We start from the raw sequence: 19,192 nt of genomic DNA on the forward strand, positions 1-19,192 counted from the left end.
TCAGGAGGTTATTGGCGTTTTTGTATTTTTAATTATTTTGTTATGGACCGTCTTTGAATGGATAGATCAAACCAGGGTAAGACGATTGATGTTGCCTGACAAAACTTCACAGGAACGCTCGAATTTCTCACGTTCAGATGCATCCAGATTCAATTCGATAATCTCCTGGATCCCATCGCCGCCAATAATGGCTGGAACACCTGCACAGACGTTGCTCTGTCCATACTCGCCATCGAGAATCGCGGAGACAGCAATGATCTTGTGTTCATCGTTGAGAATCGAACGGGTAATATGTGCGAGTGCGTTACCGATTCCGAATTGAGTGGAACCTTTACGGGTGAAAATTTCCCAACCGGCATCTTTTGTTTTGCGAGCGATATCTTCCAGGTCCAGATGTTTGAAGCGTTCCTTATGCTGCTCCATAATGTGCATAATCGGTTTACCTCCGATGGTGACATGGGACCATGCCACGAACTGGGATTCCCCATGTTCCCCTAGAGCATATCCGTGCACGCTGCGTGGATCGATGGAGAAGACTTCGGACAACAGCGTTTTGAGCCGGGAGGAATCAATAGACGTACCTGTACCGATGACTCGTTCACGCGGAAGACCGGACAGCTTCCATACCATATAAGTTACTATGTCAACCGGATTGGCCGCGACGACAAAAATCCCCCGGAATCCGCTATTCATGATGGGAACAACGATATCTTTAGCAATAGACTCCGCTTCTTCCAGAATATCCAGACGAGTCTGCCCTGGCTTCGGATTCGCTCCGGCAGTTAGGACAATGACGTCCATGCTGCCGCAATCTGCATAAGTGCCAGCATATACCTTCGTGCGGTTATGTGTGAAATCCATGCAATGGGAAAAATCCAGCGCCTGTGCAACCGCGCGATCATACGTCCGGTCAACCATCATAATTTCTCTGCATATCGATTGATTAATCATGGAATACGCACAACTTGAACCGACAAGTCCCGCCCCGATCACCGCTACTTTACCTGATTTACCTAACACTGCCGTTCAGCCCCCATTTACATTTAATTTATCCGTTCATAATGATACATATGTTAAGTATAGTCCTTTATTTTATGCGAATAACTGCTTCTACGTTACATAAGATAACACATGGAAAAGCTGTGCAGCAATGATTTCCTCTGTCGCGGGAGCGTATTGGAGCAATGGAGTTAACAAAATTGACATGAATAATTCATCCTCATAAAAAGTGACGGCATTTGCACCAACGAATTTCGACATGACAGCATTCATGCTCATTGTCGGATGAAGGGTTATTTTTACGAATGAGGCAACTGACAAAAGTTCTTATGAATCCGCAGAAACAGAAGAAAAGCGTCAAAGGGATCTGCCAAGAGACTGACGAATACATACCGACAAGCAAATGAAATATGCGTACTTGATCTATGAGACAGGTTAACCCGATCCGATGACAGTTCCAGAAGGGAACGCTGAAGCCACTACCTTGTATCAAAAAGACTTCATTCCGGGAGGGAATAATAATGATTGAAGAAGTGGGAGCAACGACGGAAACGGCCAAGAGCCTGGGCATTGGTGCCAGTACTCTTCGTAAATATGCGGCAGCGCTGGAGGAACAAGGGTATCGATTCGAGCGTTCCGCCAACAAATCCAGATTGTTCAAGTCGGACGATATCGAGTGCATAGAACGCCTGATGACAGAACTTAGGGAACATAACCTGCCACTTGCAGATGCTGTGGTGACCGTACTGACTCCAGACGTGCCTGTGATGGTAATGGAGGAGGCCTCAGTGGCGGAATGTGCGGCAACAGTGATGCCTGCAATATTTCCTGAGGAACCTGAACCAACTGGAGCATTGAGATCTTATGAAGGTCTGGGACAACTGGTGAGTGAAGTGACTTACGGTGCTGTCGGACAGCAGGATGATCAGGTCCAGCTGCTGCAGCATCGGGTGGACGAACTGGAGTTAACGCTGCAACATCTGGCGGATACCCATCTTGCTCTCCAGGAGCAGATGGAGAAGCAGCGCCTATGGATGAATGAGAAGCTGGAAGAAGAGCGGGACCGTGAACTGGTCACCAATCTGCGCAGCTTTCAGGGAAGAAAACGCAAACCCAAAGGAACATCGCTCCGAATGTTGTTTGGGCTGCTGCCCAAAAAGCACAAAGAAGCCTGAGAACTCGGCCCATGCTCGTCGTGATTTTACACAGATAGCTTGATATAATGAGCCCATACAACAACAAGACTGGCTACTGATCTGCTTTGCTTAAACGGGGAACAGGAGATCAGATGGCTGGCGTGGGAGGATCTGTGGAGCTGCGACGAAGCTGGCAAAGACTGCTCGGCCTATGGACTGATCGTCCCCGGCGGAAAGGTACGAAGATCGCCGGACGTTATACGATATATGACTTGCTCGGCATGGGGAGTTATGGACTGACATACCTGTGTACCGATGAACAGACCGGCAAGGATGTGGCGTTAAAAGAATCCAAACCCAGCAAAGGTAGACTCGCTGTACAGTTGCTGAACAGGGAGGCAGATGTGGTGAATCGGATGGATCATCCGGCTATCCCTAAGTTGCTGGACGTGTTCACATACCGGGCGCGCAGTTACATTGTCACCGAGTATATCCTTGGGGAGACACTGGAACAGTGCATATTCGAGCAAGGCTGCAAATATACGGAACAGGATTGTCTGGAGCTGGTAAAACAACTGCTGGCTCCCATTATGCATGTTCATGAGCAGGGATATATTCATGGGGATGTCCGTATTCCGAATGTCATTTTACGTGACGGGCAGATGCACCTGATTGATTTTGGCCTGGCAAGGCGCATGGGGGAGCCGTTGTTGCCTGAGCTGAAACGTCGGATGCGTGAATTACCTGAGCCTGAATATGAACTGGCTGCACCTGACCAGGATTTGCAGGATCTCGGTCATTTTCTTTTGTTCATGCTGTATTCCGCTTACGAGCCAGAGAAGGGCCGCAAACCGGCCAGTTGGCAGGAAGAGCTCAAGCTCACGCCGGAAGTTCGCAATATGCTGGAACGACTACTTGGACTTCGTCCAGGCTATGAAGGTGGGGCGCTGGAATTACAGGCGGATATTGACCGTGTGCTGATGAAATTGTGCTGAAGAAATAAATAAGGGTTGTTTTGCTAACCGTGAAAACGGCTGGCAGAACAACCCTTTTAATACATATACGATGACTTAGCGCCAGTCTAGCTGGAGCTGTATTTCCTGCTTTTATAATAACCGGAGCCGTGGCGGCTATCCCGACGCTTCGCATCCGAAGATGAATAGCGTTGATAGGCACGCTTGCCTGAGGAACTGCTGTGACGTTTATATGAGTGTCTATCCGATGAGCTGTTACGCCTATGATGAGATGAAGATTTAGAATCGAGGAGTTTGCCGATAATCTTTTTGAACATGAAAGTTCATCCTTTCGTCTTCAACCGTTTTAAGCATATACGGGGCTCTGTTGGAGTGGGTTTCGGTTTTTTTAAGGGATTATATTCATTGGACAGGGGCTAGGCGTATAATAGGATGCTCGAGGATTACACGGAATTTTTTATTTTGAGCATTTCGCGTTACAATAGAAGACAGGATGAGATTTTAACGGACAGGAGTAGTTGTAATGATTACGTTGAAGACCAAAGAACAAATCGAACTTATGAAGAAGGCCGGAGAAATTCTTGCCGCATGCCATAGAGAAATCGCTGGAATGATCCGTCCAGGGATCACGACACAGGAAATTGATCAGTTTGCAGAAGCTTTTATGAAGAAAAATGGCGCCACGCCGGAACAAAAGGGATACAACGGGTACCAATATGCGACATGTGCGTCGGTTAATGATGTGATCTGTCATGGATTTCCGGGGAAATATGTACTGCAGGATGGAGACATCGTTACGATTGATATGGTCGTGAATCTGAACGGCTGGCTGGCCGATTCCGCGTGGTCGTATGCGGTGGGTCAGGTGACTCCGGAAGCACAACATCTATTGGACGTTACCAAAACATCTCTCTACAAAGGGATTGAACTGGCTGTGATCGGCAACCGGATCGGTGATATCTCCAATGCGATTCAGACGTATGCGGAAGGTGAAGGTCTATCGGTTGTCCGTGAATTTATCGGTCACGGAATTGGAGAGAAAATGCATGAGGAACCACAGGTGCCTCACTACGGCCCACCACATCGTGGTCCACGTCTCAAGGAAGGCATGGTTATTACGATTGAGCCGATGCTGAACATTGGTACGTACCGTAGCAAGCTGGACTCGGATGGTTGGACAGCGCGTACTCAGGATGGGAGTCTGTCAGCCCAATATGAGCATACGATTGCCATTACAGCAGATGGTCCTGTCATTCTGACTGCTCAATAATGGCTCCAAATGTCTCCAATGTGATGATATTTGCATATTTCAAGGCGGCCCACGTTTGTGATCCGCCTGTTTCGGTTTAAACTATTTAGAGGCGATACACATAGAGCCGGTGGTGAATGATATCAGCTGACAGAGGGTTAACCCCTGTCCACTGGCAAGAAGGAGGTCATTTTGGTGTCTGAAAATAAACAGATCGTACTTGCGTCTCGTCCCGAAGGTGCCCCATCCAGAGAAGACTTTAAATTCATTGATGCACCGCTTCCTGAACCGGATGCAGGACAAGTCCTGGTACGTACGCTATATTTGTCTGTAGATCCATACATGCGGGGCCGCATGAAAGATACAAAATCCTATGCTCCCCCCTATGCGTTGAATGAAGTGATTAAGGGCGGAACGATTGGGCAGGTGGTGGAGTCTTCAGAACCCAATCTGCGCAAAGGGGATTTGGTATCCGGCATGTGGGGCTGGCAGCAGTATGCAGCCGTAAATACAGGGGATATTTCACTGATTGATACAGAAGAGGCTCCAATTACGGCTTACCTGGGCGCGCTTGGCATGACCGGTTTGACCGCTTATTTTGGCATGGAAGACATCGGTAAGCCAAAGGACGGCGAAACGGTAGTTGTATCGGGAGCAGCCGGAGCGGTAGGTATGATTGCGGGCCAGATCGCCAAGATTGTAGGTGCGCGTGTAATCGGGATTGCAGGTTCTGACGAAAAATGTGCTTATCTGAAAGAAAAACTAGGATTCGATGTGGTGTTAAACTATAAGCACGAAGAGGATATGTCCGCTGCCATTGAACGGGCTTGCCCGGCTGGGGTAGACGTTTATTTCGACAATGTTGGCGGTGAAATCTCCGATGCAGTATTGCGCCATATTAATCGGAATGCACGTATTCCACTCTGTGGACAGATTTCGTCATATAATCTGGAGAAACCTGACATAGGCATGCGCCCGCAGACGTTACTGTTAACGAATACAGCGTTAATGAAAGGCTTTCTGGTGGGTGACTATGCTAAGTCCTTTAAGGAAGGCCGAGCCAAACTAGCAAAATGGATCAAGGAAGGCCACATTCAGTTTGAAGAAAACATTGTGGAAGGTTTTGACCAGACGCCTGAAGCATTTATGGGCCTCTTCTCTGGAGATAACCTGGGCAAACAGCTTGTAAAGGTTGCGGACCCCGAATAGATATAGAATTCCTTGAATATATGCCAGAACAGGAAAAGACACGTTCCGCACGGTGAAGTGCAAAGAACGTGTCTTTTTAGTTGTTAGGATGTTGCGATGAAGCTAAGATTCGGCAGCAACAACTTCCTTATAGTGCTTGTACATATATACCCGCCAGCGTACGATCATACCGAAGGCCAGAAGGAAGAACAATCCACCCGTTTGAGGAATGCTCACATAACGCTGAATGACTTCATGCAGGATTAGACGTATTGCAAGCAATCCAAGCAGAATGAACGCGAAGCTTCGTGAACGGGTGGCAAAAATTTCTTCATTAACTCGTTCAAAGCGAGTACTGCGAATGAGGGGATACGAGAATATAAACCAGCCCACCAACAGCGCGATAAGTGCCCATAGAAGCGGAACATGTGTCTCAGGTACAACAAACATGAGAAAACCCGTACTCATTCCTAACGGAGGAATAAGTATTTTGCGAATGGTCACCGGACGGTGGCTGGCTTTCATTCGAATAAAAATGGCAAGTAGGGCCATGACGAGCATACCCAGAGTTGCACCGATCTGAAGGTAAGACGGACTGATTTGAGCCACGTAAAACTCCCTCTTTCTGGAATAATATGTTATCCGGACATCCGGAATATGATGCGAATTACCGGAATTTTCTGTTTCTATTATATCACAAACGAAGAAAGCCGATAGAATGCTTAGTGTATCATTTACCCGGTTTGTATATAGAGGGTTCATTTGAAAAATTTGTATTATTGTACCCAGTGTGAGGCGGTTTATTCGAGTAAGGGAATTCAGGAAATGAACGAACATGTAGGGTCATAAAAATCGACGGTTACAAGACAGATAACCACGTGGGTCATATAGAGCTTGTCATGCGAATGCACAAACATATGAAACAGATGAAAGGGCGTGGACGTATTATATACATTCCCGATCCGGTCTATGGGTGGATGGGCTACAGAAGGAACGACAGTAATAAGGGAAAGGAGTATTATGCCGATCATAGTAATACCTTGGAACAGAGCAAGGAGGAATACGCTTCATGAATAGAAGTCGCAGGCCGCTCACGGGATGGACATTGGCTTGTCTGACCGTGGTATCAGTGGTCCTGGTTATCCCCTGGATTTTGTGGCAATCACAGGCACCGACACCGCTTAACATCATGATTGTTGACAAAAGTAAACCGGACTTGTCCTATGTAGGGCATAAGGGACTAGTCTGGATTCTGAATCAGCAGAAGATTGTCCAACAGACAGGGGAACATTATACGTATGAAGAAGACTACTACGGATATGATATACAGAACGGAATCTCCCGGATTGAACGGAAATTGCCGGATGAGGTGACCGACACGGACCTGATCTATCTGACGGCGAATCATCATATTTCATCTACAGATACGAATGAACGTATACAAGGCAAAGCTTATGAAGGTCTTACGATATATGATGCGCACAAAATTCGTGAAGCTGCAACCAAAGGCGTAACGATTGTCGCTGAGTTTAGCGCCTTGTCGAATTCTGTTTCGAACATGACAAGAGAGCAATTGTATCCGATTCTGGGCATGAAAAGCAGCGGATGGCAGGGGAGATCGGTATCGGATCTGCAGAGCTTGGATGAAGTGCCACAGAAGGTACGAATGAACTATGAGCTTAGGGAGAAAAAGGAGTGGCCCTATCATGGAGCAGGTATTGTACTGATTCATGAGGATGGACGTGTGATTGTACTGAAGCAAGGCCGTGATGTAAAAACCGGTGACATAAAGCTCTCCTTTACACAGGAAGGTGGGAAATGGAGTGGAATTACCCGGGATATCCATTACAGCGAATGGTTTGACATCATTGTGCCCGAGCAACAGGCTACTGTACTGGCCTGGTATAAGACGGATCTAACGGAGAATGGTCAGCAGAAACTGATGGACGCAGGTATTCCGGTGGAATTCGCTGCTCTTATCCGGCATGAGGGATATAATCGGACATATTATATGGCAGGGTCCTTCGGTGAGCTGGAGCATTATTCGTTCTGGCGCCGTATTAAGGGGTGGGATGTGGTGAAAACGAGGCTCACACCGGATCAAAAGGGCGTCCCGGATCGGTTTTACTGGAAAGTATATGTACCCGTGATGAAGAAGATTTTGCAGGAAGTCCAGACAGGGCAAGCACCCTGGCAATAGAAAAACCGTTCCTTTGGTAGCGGGACGGTAGGATACATAAGGAGGGCTGCAGATCATCTGCAGCCCTCTTCCATTTGGCATCAAGATATATCAGGTTTTAAGAATGAAGATGTCGCAGCCCATTCAGGAAAGCGGCCACGGACAGTTGCAGGCTCTCATCCGGGTCAAAGTTCATACCGAAGCCACCTTTTTCACCCATGGAGGCGAAGCCGTGGCAAAGACTGCGTAAACCGCGAACGGCATGGAGCGTTTCCGCTTCACTTAGCGTATAGGGCTGCAACAGGCGGAGCAGCAGATCTAGGGCAGCTGTACTCTCCACAACGAGCTGCGGTTCCTGACGGTCCGGGGCATGGAAAAAGGCTTCGTATAGCCCTGGATGCTTGCGGACGAAGCCGATATATGCGGCAGCGACCTCCTGAATGGCTTCGTCACCCGAACGGCCGACAGAAGCCTCAGTTAATGCAAGCCTGAGCTGCTGTGCGGACATCAACGCCATTTCCTGGCGAAGCCCGGGAAGACCGTTGATGTGGTTATAAAGCGACGGGGAGCGCACGTCCAGCCGCTGGGCCAGAGCGGCCAGTGTTAGCGAATGGAATCCGTCGCTGTCGGCAAGCTGGGCGGCGGCACTTAACAGAGCGCCGCGATCCAGCCCTTGGCGGGGGCTCACAGATGCCCCCCGGCAGGGCGCAGCCGCTGCTCTGCGTCTGCCGTAGCTGCGCGCATAGCCGCGGCGGGCTGACGCAGCATTCGTCCGTGCCCTACAGCGAGCACGGACGGCTCCAGCTCAGCCAGGCGCTTGGCGCTGGCAAGAGCAAGTTCACGGTTCCACGTCGCCAGCGCGGGGAACGGAAAGAGCGGGCGCAGGCGGCCGGATACGGCGAGGCCACCGTGCAGCTGATACGCGTCGCCTGCGATGAGCACGCGGCTGCGCGTATCCATGAAGGCCATATGGCCCGGCGTATGGCCTGGGGTAGCAATGGCGACCAGGGATCCGATCCGGTCGCCGTCATCGAGCAAGCGATCCGGCCGGGTGCGGATCGCTTTGGGTACACTGCCGCGTACCGGAGTCTGCGGCTCGCCGGGAAGCAGGGAGGCGTCTCCGGCCAGCAGCGGGGCATCTCTTCTGGAGATGCAGACCTCGGCTTTAGGCAGCGCATCCTTAAGGCCATCCAGTGCACCAACATGGTCGCCATGGGCGTGAGTCAGAATGATTCTGGTAATCGGTTTACCCAGGGATTGTGCAGTAGACAGAATCCCCTTCAGACTGAATGGCATTCCAGCATCAATAAGGGTAAACCCATCTTTTTCTTCAACAAGATATACGTTCACAGGAAAGAGGCGCGGAAGGAATGAAACTTGGACAACATCATGCTCACGTGTAATTCGCATCATTAAATCCTCCTTAAAACTAATGTTGTTAGTAATATAACTAATAGCATTAGTTTTTGCAATACCCCATGTAGATTTGCTTAAAAAATAGGATATTTTAAAATCCCAAAACACTTTACAAAAAAAGCGTTTTCAAAATAGGAATAACCGATTATAATAATCTCGTAAGCCCTTTCATATGTCTATCTTATTGGAGCCTTTCGCGAAGCGATAGGCTCACTTTTTTTGTTCTGTTCCCTCAAAACACGGAGGAACTCAACCTTTTTACTAAGCCTGTGAAGGGCCTGTATATACTGGTATGACAGGGGATATTGGGTTTTCTAACCCCTAAGTTGAGAGTGTTGACAAACATAACTGTTATTCCTATAATAACAGTTATACTTACCTTGGATTGAATTTTCATCGGTGAACGATATGCCGGGAAGGGAGTAAGTAATGAACAGTGAATTTACCATTGCTGTGCACTGTCTGGTCTTTCTGTCCATGAAGGATGAGTGTATGGCCAATAGTGAAGACTTGTCTCAAAGTGTGGGTACGCATCCAGCCAGAGTACGCAAGGTGCTTAGTGTGCTGCGGAAGCATGGATACCTAACAACCAAGGAAGGTGCTCACGGTGGATATCTGCTCAGCCGTCCGAGTGATGAAATCAAGCTTGGAGAACTGTACAGACTGGTAGCGGGTGGATCACTTGGTCCCAGCTGGTGTTCGGGAGAATCCGGTTCAACATGCGTTGTTTCTTCCAATATGCAGGGTGTGATGGGAAGCATCTACGATGGAGGCGAAGAGGCACTGAGTGCTTATTTTGACCGTATATCCATTGAGGATGTGAAGCATCGTATCGGTAATGGGGAAGAATGTTCTTTGTCTATGGAACCCTTGTCCATGAAGGATAGGTCGTGACAGAACTGATCGTTAACAGCTCTTCATGACCTGGCCTTGGACTGTTGCTGTCAGGCATGGTGGACAGGCTATATAAGGGCGTTTGCTCCGGTTGTAAGATCCGTTGATGTTTCAGGCGATTCCGGGCATAACGTGAACACAGATGGAAGCGATCGTCTGCGCTGATGTTATTTTCGGAAGGTGAGTACTCGGTAGAGTTTGGCCTTGCGAACGTAAAAAAATAAAAAAGAACTTGGGGAGTGGAACGCATGTCCAGCATTGAAAACAATGAAACACTTCGCGTGATTAACGAACGTCACGCTGTCAAAAAGTACGAAAGTGGTTTTGTTATGCCTGAAGCGGATCTGAACGCTATTCTGACTGCCGCTTCCGAAGCTCCGTCTTCATGGAACCTGCAACACTGGAAATTCCTCGTGATCGAATCCGAAGCAGACAAAGCCAAGTTGCTGCCAATCGCTTACGGCCAAAGTCAAATCACAGACAGCTCCGTTACGATCGCTGTACTCGGGGATCTGGAAGCGAACCGCAACGCCGTGATTTATGATCAGGCTGTTGAAGCGGGTGCTATCCCGGCTGAAGTTCGTGACGCATTGGTTGGACAGATCAATGGTGCTTACAAAAATCCGCAAATCGCCCGCGATGAAGCGATCCGCAATGCATCGTTTGCTTCACAGAACATTATGCTTGCTGCACGTTCCCTGGGATATGATACTTGCCCAATGGGTGGTTACAACCCGCAACAATTGATCGAAACGTTCAACATCCCTGCGCGTTATTTGCCAACGTTGTTGATCACTGTAGGTAAAGCTGCAGTTCCAGCTCGTCCATCAGGTCGTTTCCCACTGTCTGAGGTTGTTGTTAAAGGTTCTTTCTGAGACTGATTTTGGATCAGTTATTGTTATAGGTATCAATAGATATAACATAAATAGCCGCATGTCCCCTCTAAAGGGAACATGCGGCTATTTGGTATTTAAATGATGAAGGAGGTCATTATTTCTCTGGTGTTTCCGGGATTTTCGGTGCATTGAAATCTTCCAGATACTCAATTGCGTTATACATCATAACCGCAGCTTCGGCGCGGGTAATCGTTTCCTTCGGATTGAAGTTGCCCTCTCCATCGAGCGTGTTAATCTTCAAGACAAGGGAGCGTTGAACAGCACCTTGAAATTCTGGAGTCAGCTCTTTATCGTCCGTGATATCTACAGGTTTGATGTTAATCATTGGCAAGCCACCTTTGGCTTCAATGCCCTGCATCAAGAAAAGGGTAAACTGTTCACGGGTCAACGCCTTGGAAGGGTCGATATCGTTGGTCATCTTAATACCATTGAACTGGGCACGGACAAAAGCATCACTGTACCATACGCCATCTTTTACGTTGGAAAAGTAGTCACTTGGCAGCGGCTGCTTAATAAAACGAATCGTGTCCAAATTCAGATTCAGACCATCTGCAATGAGCTGTATACCCTGAGCCGTGTTTAGCTCCTGTTCCGGTTTGAACAAGCTATCACTTACGCCTTTGATTAAACCATCCTGATGTAGGGATTCAATCTTATCTGCCCCTGCAATACCTTGAATATCAGTGAATTCCGCTTGAGCGGCATGAATCGGACCAGCGCTCAGAGATAAGGTAAGTAAAGCTCCGGCTGTTAATGTAGCCAATATATTTTTTTTCATATCAGATTCGCCTCACTTTTCCAGGGAGTATCCCTTTGTATAAAAGTTATTTGTCCCTATAGACGACCCTATTCCTCAAAAGGTTGCTGTAATTTTCCATTGTTTCTCCACGACATATTCCGTTGGAATATGTACAAAGGGAATGGACTATTGTAAGGCCTTACACTTTGTATTATCTTGAGGGTAGATAACCACTGAAGCAAAAGTCTGTGAATTGGGTAAGTACATAACAGTGGAATCAACTATTCGGGTTACAACTTCTTATAATTGCATGTAATTAGAGTGTGAGATCAATCATTTGAATCAATAAGGAGAGAATGAAACGATGGAACCAACAGCAACGAATGAAGCTTTTTTCTATACAGGTACTTATGCATCAGCAGATCAACCAGGAATTTTTCTATGTGCGTTGAACAAGGAAACAGGCGAGTTGCGGATTGTAAATCATATGGATGGGGTGGATAATCCGTCTTATCTGGCTTTATCTCCGGATGGGAATGGTCTGTACGTGGTAAGTGAGACGGATGAGGGAGAGGTGCTGGTCTATCGCAGGGATGCCGCAACGGGTGAGCTGCACTTGATGGATCGCAAATTGACGAAGGGCGCATCGCCTTGTTATGTATCTGTCACGGAGGATGGCGAGTGGGTGCTGACTTCAAACTACAGCAGCGGCAGTGTGAACGTATTTCCGGTAGGAGATCAAGGCACGCTTGAAGAGATGAGTGCGTTGATTGAGCATACCGGAAGAGGGCAGAATGATGACCGTCAGGAAGGGCCGCACGCCCACTCGATCCAACCAGACCCTTCCGGTCAGTATGCCGTTGTCTGTGATCTGGGTCTGGATCAGATTATTGTGTATCGTCAGGAAGAAGGTCGCCTGGTAACGCATCGTGAGATGAATCAGCCTCCAGGCTCTGGACCGAGACATCTCGTCTTCCACCCAAGCTCGAAATGGGCCTATGTGATTAATGAAATGAGTAACACCGTTACGGCATTCATGTATGATCAACGCAGAGGTGAGTTCACTACGTTGCAGCATATCACCACACTGCCTGAAGGACATTCTGGTGAAGGTACGGGAGCGGATATCCGTGTCTCCCCATGTGGCCGTTTCCTGTATGCTTCCAATCGTGGGGACGACAGCATTGTGCTGTATCACATTGACCAGGAATCCGGTGAGCTGGAGGCTATAGAGTGGACTTCCACTATCGGTCAGACTCCGCGTAACTTCAACCTGCTTCCCGGTGGTATTCTGCTGGTGGCCAATCAGGACAGCAACAACCTGGTTGCTTTCCAGATCAATGGTGAAGATGGACGTCTAACACACAACGGATTCAAGCTGGAGATACCCCGCCCAGTGTGTATTGCTCCGGTAGTATAAGGTGGGATGACACAACATTCTTTGTTACGTTCAAATTCCGATCGAGCTTGTGAGAAAGAAGCATCCAAGTCGAAAGATTCATCTTTCGGCTTTTTTCCTTTTTTTCATACATAAAATTACTAAATTAGACCTATAGATGGAATTATATGTTTAATTTAAAATGAATATATTAAAGCGCTTACATGGATGCGAGATGGCGCTACCAAGGGCATCGGGCTTACCAATTCGATTGGGGAGGCAATGGCTTTATGGGAAAACGATCGTTATGGAAGCGTACATTGCGGACCGCAGGTGTGTCACTGCTGAGTTCTGCGCTACTGGTTACTTCGCTGGGTCTTGGAGACACGTCGGTCACTCATGCTGCGGGTGCCCGTCAGATGGAGTTTCTGGACCGAGGTGTAGTTGCAGTGAAGACAGGCACAGGTGTGTTCGTTAGCTGGCGGCTTCTGGGTACGGAAGGGTCGAATGTATCGTTTAATGTCTATCGGGATGGAACCAAGGTAAACGCATCGCCCATAACGAACAGCACCAACCTCCAGGATACAAGCGGGACAAGCAGTTCCAAATATACGGTTCGAGCCGTAGTCAGTGGAACCGAACAGGCTGCTTCGACGGCAGCGAGCGTATGGGGCAATAATTATTTGTCTGTACCTCTCAGTGTACCCGCAGGAGGCACAACACCGGATGGTGTAGCCTACACGTACAGTGCCAATGATGCGAGTGCAGGCGATGTGGACGGGGACGGCGAGTATGAACTGATTGTAAAGTGGGACCCGTCCAACTCCAAGGATAATTCCCAAAGCGGCTACACGGGTGAAGTATTTATCGATGCCTACAAATTGAATGGAACGCGCTTATGGCGTATCAGTCTGGGTAAAAATATCCGTGCGGGTGCCCATTACACCCAGTTCATGGTGTACGATCTGGACGGAGACGGCAAGGCGGAAGTCGCGATGAAAACGGCTGATGGTACCAAGGATGGTACGGGCGTTGTCATCGGGGATGCCAGCAAGGATTATCGTAACTCCAGCGGATACGTTCTGTCCGGACCGGAGTTCCTTACGATCTTCAATGGACAGACCGGCAAAGCACTTTCCACGGTGAACTACGAACCGGCGCGCGGTAATGTGTCCGATTGGGGAGACAACTATGGCAACCGGGTCGATCGGTTCCTTGCCGCGATTGCGTATTTGGATGGTGAACGGCCAAGTCTGGTCATGGCGCGTGGATACTACACTCGAACCGTGCTGGTGGCGTACAACTGGCGGGATGGACAACTAGCCAAGCAGTGGACGTTTGACTCCAACACGTCAGGTAATTCAGGTTATGCAGGACAGGGCAACCATAATCTGAGCGTTGCGGACGTAGATGGCGATGGCAAAGACGAAATCGTTTACGGAGCGATGGCGGTGGATGATAACGGCAAAGGACTTTACACGACAGGGCTTCATCATGGGGATGCGATGCATCTAAGTGATCTGGACCCCGATCGTGCGGGACTTGAAGTATTCCAGGTGCATGAAACAGCGTCCAATGCCGGAGTGGAATTCCGTGATGCGCGTACAGGTCAGTTGATCTGGGGCATACCTACGACAAAAGATATTGGACGCGGCATGGCAGCCGATATTGATCCACGTTATAAGGGTGCCGAAGTGTGGGCAGATGGTGGTTTGTATACAGCCAAAGGGCAGAAAATTGGGACAACCCTGCCTTCCTCCACGAATTTTGGCATCTGGTGGGACGGTGACCTGCTCCGCGAGTTGTTGGACAGCAACAGGATTGATAAATGGGACTACGCCAATAGCAAAACGGTTAATCTGTTGACCGCATCCGGTGTTTCTTCCAATAATGGAACGAAATCCACACCGAATCTGCAGGCTGACCTGTTTGGCGACTGGAGAGAAGAAGTGGTATGGCGGACCAATGATAGCTCTGCACTGCGCATCTACACAACAACAGCCATTACGGACAAACGGATCTACACCCTGATGCATGATCCGGTATACCGTCTTGGCGTAGCTTGGCAAAATGTAGCCTATAACCAACCGCCACACACGGGCTTTTATTTGGGAGATGGCATGAGCACACCTCCCGTACCGAATATCCGGTACGCAGGCAAATAAGAGGGAAAGGGCATGGACTCATGCCAACCCCAGGAATGATGTTACAGCGAATAAAACTTACCGCTGATAAGGAACAACGGACTTTGATTCGTTGTTCTTCTTTTTCTGCCATTTACACAGATATTCGGTAGAAATCGGAAAAAAACGTTTGACAGTCATATGTACTGCCCTTATGATACGTATATAACTCACTAAACAGGTAGGAATAATAAAAATGACCTTGCTCTATTTGCGGGAGCAGTCATTTACAGTCACATGAGAGATCGTAACGTGAACAGAATAACGTTCTCACCGTATAGACGGAGGAACACCGCAGCGCATCATTTCTGGATGAAGCATACACGGCCTTTGGGTCGGCATGACTTTATGAGGGAGAAGTGCGCGGGGGTTCCTCCGTTTTTTGTTTTTTTTCGGTGCGTTCCATGCTGTTCAGCCTGCCTGGGGTAATCTTGCAGATCCATTCGGGGGGAGTGTTATCTATGAAAAAGAGAATTCATAAGGGTATTCTGGTTGGTCTGGCATTGGTGTTAACAGGGGTACTGGCGGCATGCGGATCGGATAGCGGTGGCACGAATGCGACAGGAACATCGGGGGGAACGGAAGGTGGCAAAGAAGGGGCAAAAGCGATCGAGCTGCTGAATGTATCCTATGATCCGACACGTGAACTCTATGAGCAATATAACAAGGCGTTTGCGGCGTATTGGCTGAAAGAGAAAGGTCAGGAAGTAACGGTTAAGCAGTCTCATGGTGGGTCAGGTAAACAAAGTCGTTCTGTTATCGATGGGCTGGACGCGGATGTGGTTACTCTGGCATTGGGATACGATATCGATGCTATTGAAGATAAAGGTCTGATCAATGCGGGTTGGCAGGACAAATACGAGCACAACAGCTCCCCGTATACTTCAACGATCGTATTTTTGGTACGCAAAGGCAATCCGAAAGGTATTAAGGACTGGGATGATCTTATCAAGGGAGATACCCAAGTCATTACCCCGAATCCAAAAACGTCCGGCGGGGCACGTTGGAATTATCTGGCGGCGTGGGGATATGCGCTCAAACATAACAACAATGATGAAGAGAAAGCCAAAGCGTTTGTTGCAGAGCTGTTCAAACATGCGCCTGTCCTTGACTCTGGAGCACGTGGGGCGACGACTACGTTTGTAGAGCGCGGTATTGGTGATGTACTGCTTGCATGGGAGAATGAGGCTTTCTTGTCAGTTAAAGAGTTGGGACCGGACAAATTCGATATTGTTGTGCCTTCGGTCAGTATTTTGGCTGAACCACCTGTAGCGATTGTAGATAAAAATGCAGACAAAAAAGGCAGCCGCGAAGTGGCTGATGCCTATCTGAAATATTTGTACAGCGAAGAGGGGCAAACCATTGCTGCCGAGAACTATTACCGTCCAACCCTGGACAGCGTAAAGGAAAAGTTCAAGGATCAGTTCCCGCAGCTTGAGCTGTTCACATTGAACGATGTATTTGGTACATGGCGCGATACCCAGGCCAAGCACTTTAATGACGGCGGTATCTTTGACCAGATTTATGTTCCGGGCAGCTAATGCATCTGACGTCGATGATGTTGCATGACCATGTAAGCGGCCAACCAGTCCGACCGACTGAAGGCAGAGAGGATGAACGTGCATGAGCAAGGTGATGGTGGCCCGGAGTCGCACACTGCCGGGATTCGGATTAACGATGGGTTACAGTGTGCTTTACCTGAGCCTGGTTGTACTTATTCCACTCGCAGCGCTCTTGTTTAACTCGACGGGGCTGACCTGGTCCACACTGATTGAGGTGGCGACCAATCCCCGGGTACTGGCTTCTTTCCAGGTGAGTTTTCTGACTGCAGGTGCAGCAGCCCTGATCGATCTGGTCCTTGGGCTGCTCCTGGCTTGGGTACTTGTCCGGTATGAGTTCCCTGGAAAACGGCTGTTTGATGCCGTCATTGATCTGCCTTTTGCCTTGCCGACAGCAGTGGCGGGGGTTGCCTTAACGGCGCTGTATGCCGGGAATGGCTGGATTGGGCAGTTTGTGGAACCTCTGGGCATCAAGCTGGCCTATTCACAGGCGGGCATTACGCTCGCGCTGATGTTTATTGGGATTCCGTTTGTGGTGCGTACGGTGCAGCCGGTATTGCAGGAATTGGAGACCGAGGTGGAGGAAGCTGCGGCTACGCTCGGAGCGGGAAGATGGCGGATATTCCGAAAGATCCTGCTTCCGGATCTGATCCCGCCGCTGCTGACCGGTTTTGCGTTAGCCTTTGCCCGAGGTATTGGCGAATATGGTTCAGTGGTGTTTATCTCAGGCAATATGCCGATGAAAACGGAGATTGCGCCCCTGCTGATCATGGCGAAGCTGGAGCAGTTCGATTATGCGGGAGCTACGGCGGTAGCCTTGCTGCTGCTGCTGGTCTCTTTTGTCCTGCTCTTGATCATTAATTCACTTCAACGCTGGAGCCGTAAGGCAGGCAGAGCTTAGTGAGCAGTGAACCAACCTAAACCAAAAGGAGGTACAGAATATGGCGGGTTCCGTTCCATTAACGCCTGCTTCCCGTGTAAGAACCGGGCCGGGGCCAAACCGAGCAACGACGGAAGCACCGTGGGTTAAATGGTTGTTGATCGGGTTGGCAAGTCTGGTGCTGCTCTGGCTGCTCATCTTGCCGCTGGTGATCGTGCTGATGGAGGCGTTAAAACAAGGCTGGGGTGTCTACATCGCCGCGCTTACCGAGCCGGACGCGATGTCGGCATTGAAACTTACGCTGCTGGTTGCCGGAATCACCGTACCGCTCAATACGATATTTGGTGTGGCGGCTGCGTGGGTCATTACTAAGTTCCAATTCAGGGGCAAAGGACTCATGATCACCCTGATCGATCTTCCTTTTTCGATTTCGCCTGTGGTAGGCGGGTTGATCTTTGTCCTCGTCTTTGGGTCGAATGGATGGTTTGGACCTTGGCTGGCCGAGCATGATATCAAAATTATTTTTGCCCTGCCCGGCATTGTCATCGCAACGTTGTTCATTACGTTTCCCTTCGTTGCCAGAGAACTGATTCCGCTAATGGAAGATCAGGGCACGAGGGAGGAAGAAGCGGCGGTTACGCTTGGGGCCTCGGGGTGGCGGATTTTCTGGAATGTGACACTTCCCAACATCAAGTGGGGACTGCTGTATGGCATTATTCTGTGTAATGCGCGGGCGATGGGCGAGTTTGGGGCCGTGTCTGTTGTATCGGGACATATTCGCGGGGAGACTAACACCTTGCCGCTGCATGTCGAGATCCTGTATAACGAATATCAATTCTCCGCTTCGTTTGCCGTCGCCTCCTTGTTGCTGATTTTGGCTCTGGCAACGTTGCTGCTCAAGAGCTGGTTGGGTCATAAAACGATTCCCGAAAAGTGATGTAACACTCCTGTATCCATGCCGATCATCTTGGTTTTGAAGAGGGTTCCGAATGAAAATGGATTTTGTTTAAACTTCATGAAAATTCGGATTGACAGCTACTGGAAGCCCTGCTAATGTATAAACCAAGTATATAGGTTGGATAAGAATGAATTATAAGTCGGGTTGGATGACAGCGCACTTGAGGAATATAGCGGGCAGTAGCCCGAGAAGAGGAGGCGGCTCTATGGCTAAGCCGTTAAAAGTGGATGAGGTATGGATGGATCGAATTGCCGGACAACTGAATGACATGGAGTTTGGCTCATTACACATCGTTGTACACGAAGGCCAGATTGTGCAGATGGAGCGCACCGAACGCAAGCGTTTTGAAAATACGCCCTCCGGCAGCGCCTCCAAATCCGGCAGCACTGCACGAAGCAGCTCACCCCGTTCATTGCGCTCATCGAATGCAAGCGCGAAGGGATAGGCATCATGTAATCCAGGGTTGAATTAGGCATAATGCAAAAAATAGTAGAAACCAAAAAGAGAAGCCGCCGATTTTGCGGGCTTCTCTTTTTGGTGTTGAATGAACTGAGTCTGATGATG

Annotated in this window: 19 protein-coding genes and 1 pseudogene; 14 read left to right on the top strand and 6 right to left on the bottom strand. The window is 48.9% G+C overall.

All coding sequences use genetic code 11. The features are described from left to right. Positions 1 to 66: 66 nt before the first annotated feature. Positions 67 to 1,020 carry an L-lactate dehydrogenase gene (locus HP548_RS15025; RefSeq protein WP_064642616.1) on the bottom strand — a complete coding sequence of 318 codons (954 nt, stop codon included), beginning with the start codon at positions 1,018 to 1,020 and terminating at the stop codon, positions 67 to 69. A 500-nt stretch (positions 1,021 to 1,520) separates the two neighbouring features. On the opposite strand from HP548_RS15025, the gene HP548_RS15030 reads away from it, so the two are divergent. The 4 genes from HP548_RS15030 (at position 1,521) to HP548_RS15045 (ending at position 5,567) form a co-directional block, all read left to right on the top strand. After that, a complete protein-coding gene (locus HP548_RS15030) occupies positions 1,521 to 2,174 on the top strand; it encodes a MerR family transcriptional regulator (RefSeq protein WP_083679019.1) in 654 nt (217 codons plus the stop codon). A gap of 113 nt (positions 2,175 to 2,287) precedes the next feature. Beyond that, positions 2,288 to 3,130, top strand: coding sequence for a serine/threonine protein kinase (locus tag HP548_RS15035; RefSeq protein WP_175382110.1), 843 nt, complete (start codon positions 2,288 to 2,290; stop codon positions 3,128 to 3,130). Positions 3,131 to 3,632: 502 nt separating this feature from the next. After that, complete coding sequence (gene map, locus HP548_RS15040) at positions 3,633 to 4,379, top strand: type I methionyl aminopeptidase (RefSeq protein ID WP_063566201.1); 747 nt, start codon at positions 3,633 to 3,635, stop codon at positions 4,377 to 4,379. Positions 4,380 to 4,553: 174 nt separating this feature from the next. Next, positions 4,554 to 5,567, top strand: a complete 1,014-nt coding sequence (locus HP548_RS15045) for an NADP-dependent oxidoreductase (protein WP_099858621.1) — start codon at positions 4,554 to 4,556, stop codon at positions 5,565 to 5,567. A gap of 102 nt (positions 5,568 to 5,669) precedes the next feature. Here the strand turns inward: HP548_RS15045 and HP548_RS15050 are convergent, their stop codons facing one another. Continuing rightward, positions 5,670 to 6,155: a CcdC family protein gene (locus HP548_RS15050; protein ID WP_175382111.1), complete on the bottom strand. Its 486-nt coding sequence runs from the start codon at positions 6,153 to 6,155 to the stop codon at positions 5,670 to 5,672. A gap of 308 nt (positions 6,156 to 6,463) precedes the next feature. Between HP548_RS15050 and HP548_RS15055 the strand changes: the two genes are divergently transcribed. Continuing rightward, positions 6,464 to 6,619 (top strand): hypothetical protein, encoded by a 156-nt coding sequence (locus tag HP548_RS15055; protein ID WP_175382112.1) that lies wholly within the window; start codon positions 6,464 to 6,466, stop codon positions 6,617 to 6,619. Further along, the gene (locus HP548_RS15060) at positions 6,616 to 7,746 is read left to right on the top strand and encodes a hypothetical protein (protein WP_175382113.1); all 1,131 of its coding nucleotides are present in this window, start codon (positions 6,616 to 6,618) and stop codon (positions 7,744 to 7,746) included. The genes HP548_RS15055 and HP548_RS15060 overlap by 4 nt, the downstream gene beginning before the upstream one ends. Before the next feature lie 97 nt (positions 7,747 to 7,843). Here HP548_RS15060 and HP548_RS15065 read toward each other — a convergent pair whose 3' ends face one another. The 3 genes and pseudogenes from HP548_RS15065 to HP548_RS15070 form a co-directional block, all read right to left on the bottom strand. Beyond that, positions 7,844 to 8,233, bottom strand: a complete 390-nt coding sequence (locus HP548_RS15065; RefSeq protein ID WP_246318088.1) for a TetR-like C-terminal domain-containing protein — start codon at positions 8,231 to 8,233, stop codon at positions 7,844 to 7,846. A 51-nt stretch (positions 8,234 to 8,284) separates the two neighbouring features. Next, positions 8,285 to 8,413: pseudogene (locus HP548_RS33740) on the bottom strand (TetR family transcriptional regulator); the annotation flags it as partial. Then, positions 8,410 to 9,135: an MBL fold metallo-hydrolase gene (locus HP548_RS15070; RefSeq protein WP_175382114.1), complete on the bottom strand. Its 726-nt coding sequence runs from the start codon at positions 9,133 to 9,135 to the stop codon at positions 8,410 to 8,412. The gene HP548_RS15070 and the pseudogene HP548_RS33740, both read right to left, overlap by 4 nt. Before the next feature lie 435 nt (positions 9,136 to 9,570). Here HP548_RS15070 and HP548_RS15080 point away from each other — a divergent pair, with 435 nt between their 5' ends. Continuing rightward, positions 9,571 to 10,035: an Rrf2 family transcriptional regulator gene (locus tag HP548_RS15080; protein ID WP_076290611.1), complete on the top strand. Its 465-nt coding sequence runs from the start codon at positions 9,571 to 9,573 to the stop codon at positions 10,033 to 10,035. Between the two features lie 248 nt (positions 10,036 to 10,283). Then, the gene (locus tag HP548_RS15085; RefSeq protein ID WP_076290610.1) at positions 10,284 to 10,910 is read left to right on the top strand and encodes a nitroreductase family protein; all 627 of its coding nucleotides are present in this window, start codon (positions 10,284 to 10,286) and stop codon (positions 10,908 to 10,910) included. A 115-nt stretch (positions 10,911 to 11,025) separates the two neighbouring features. Here the strand turns inward: HP548_RS15085 and HP548_RS15090 are convergent, their stop codons facing one another. Beyond that, positions 11,026 to 11,709 carry an S-layer homology domain-containing protein gene (locus HP548_RS15090; RefSeq protein WP_175382115.1) on the bottom strand — a complete coding sequence of 228 codons (684 nt, stop codon included), beginning with the start codon at positions 11,707 to 11,709 and terminating at the stop codon, positions 11,026 to 11,028. A gap of 325 nt (positions 11,710 to 12,034) precedes the next feature. Here HP548_RS15090 and HP548_RS15095 point away from each other — a divergent pair, with 325 nt between their 5' ends. The 6 genes from HP548_RS15095 (at position 12,035) to HP548_RS15120 (ending at position 19,073) form a co-directional block, all read left to right on the top strand. Further along, a complete protein-coding gene (locus HP548_RS15095; protein ID WP_175382116.1) occupies positions 12,035 to 13,090 on the top strand; it encodes a lactonase family protein in 1,056 nt (351 codons plus the stop codon). A gap of 248 nt (positions 13,091 to 13,338) precedes the next feature. Beyond that, positions 13,339 to 15,213: a rhamnogalacturonan lyase gene (locus HP548_RS15100; RefSeq protein ID WP_175382117.1), complete on the top strand. Its 1,875-nt coding sequence runs from the start codon at positions 13,339 to 13,341 to the stop codon at positions 15,211 to 15,213. A gap of 479 nt (positions 15,214 to 15,692) precedes the next feature. Then, on the top strand, positions 15,693 to 16,772 hold the full coding sequence (locus HP548_RS15105) for a sulfate ABC transporter substrate-binding protein (RefSeq protein ID WP_099858614.1): 1,080 nt from the start codon (positions 15,693 to 15,695) through the stop codon (positions 16,770 to 16,772). An 82-nt stretch (positions 16,773 to 16,854) separates the two neighbouring features. Further along, entirely contained in the window at positions 16,855 to 17,691 is an 837-nt protein-coding gene (gene cysT / locus HP548_RS15110) for a sulfate ABC transporter permease subunit CysT (RefSeq protein WP_063566191.1), read from the top strand. 40 nt (positions 17,692 to 17,731) lie between these two features. Then, positions 17,732 to 18,607, top strand: coding sequence for a sulfate ABC transporter permease subunit CysW (gene cysW / locus HP548_RS15115; RefSeq protein WP_063566190.1), 876 nt, complete (start codon positions 17,732 to 17,734; stop codon positions 18,605 to 18,607). 226 nt (positions 18,608 to 18,833) lie between these two features. Next, a complete protein-coding gene (locus HP548_RS15120; protein ID WP_062322628.1) occupies positions 18,834 to 19,073 on the top strand; it encodes a YezD family protein in 240 nt (79 codons plus the stop codon). Positions 19,074 to 19,192 lie beyond the last annotated feature (119 nt).

The organism is Paenibacillus taichungensis (genome assembly GCF_013359905.1).
GTDB lineage: Bacteria > Bacillota > Bacilli > Paenibacillales > Paenibacillaceae > Paenibacillus > Paenibacillus taichungensis.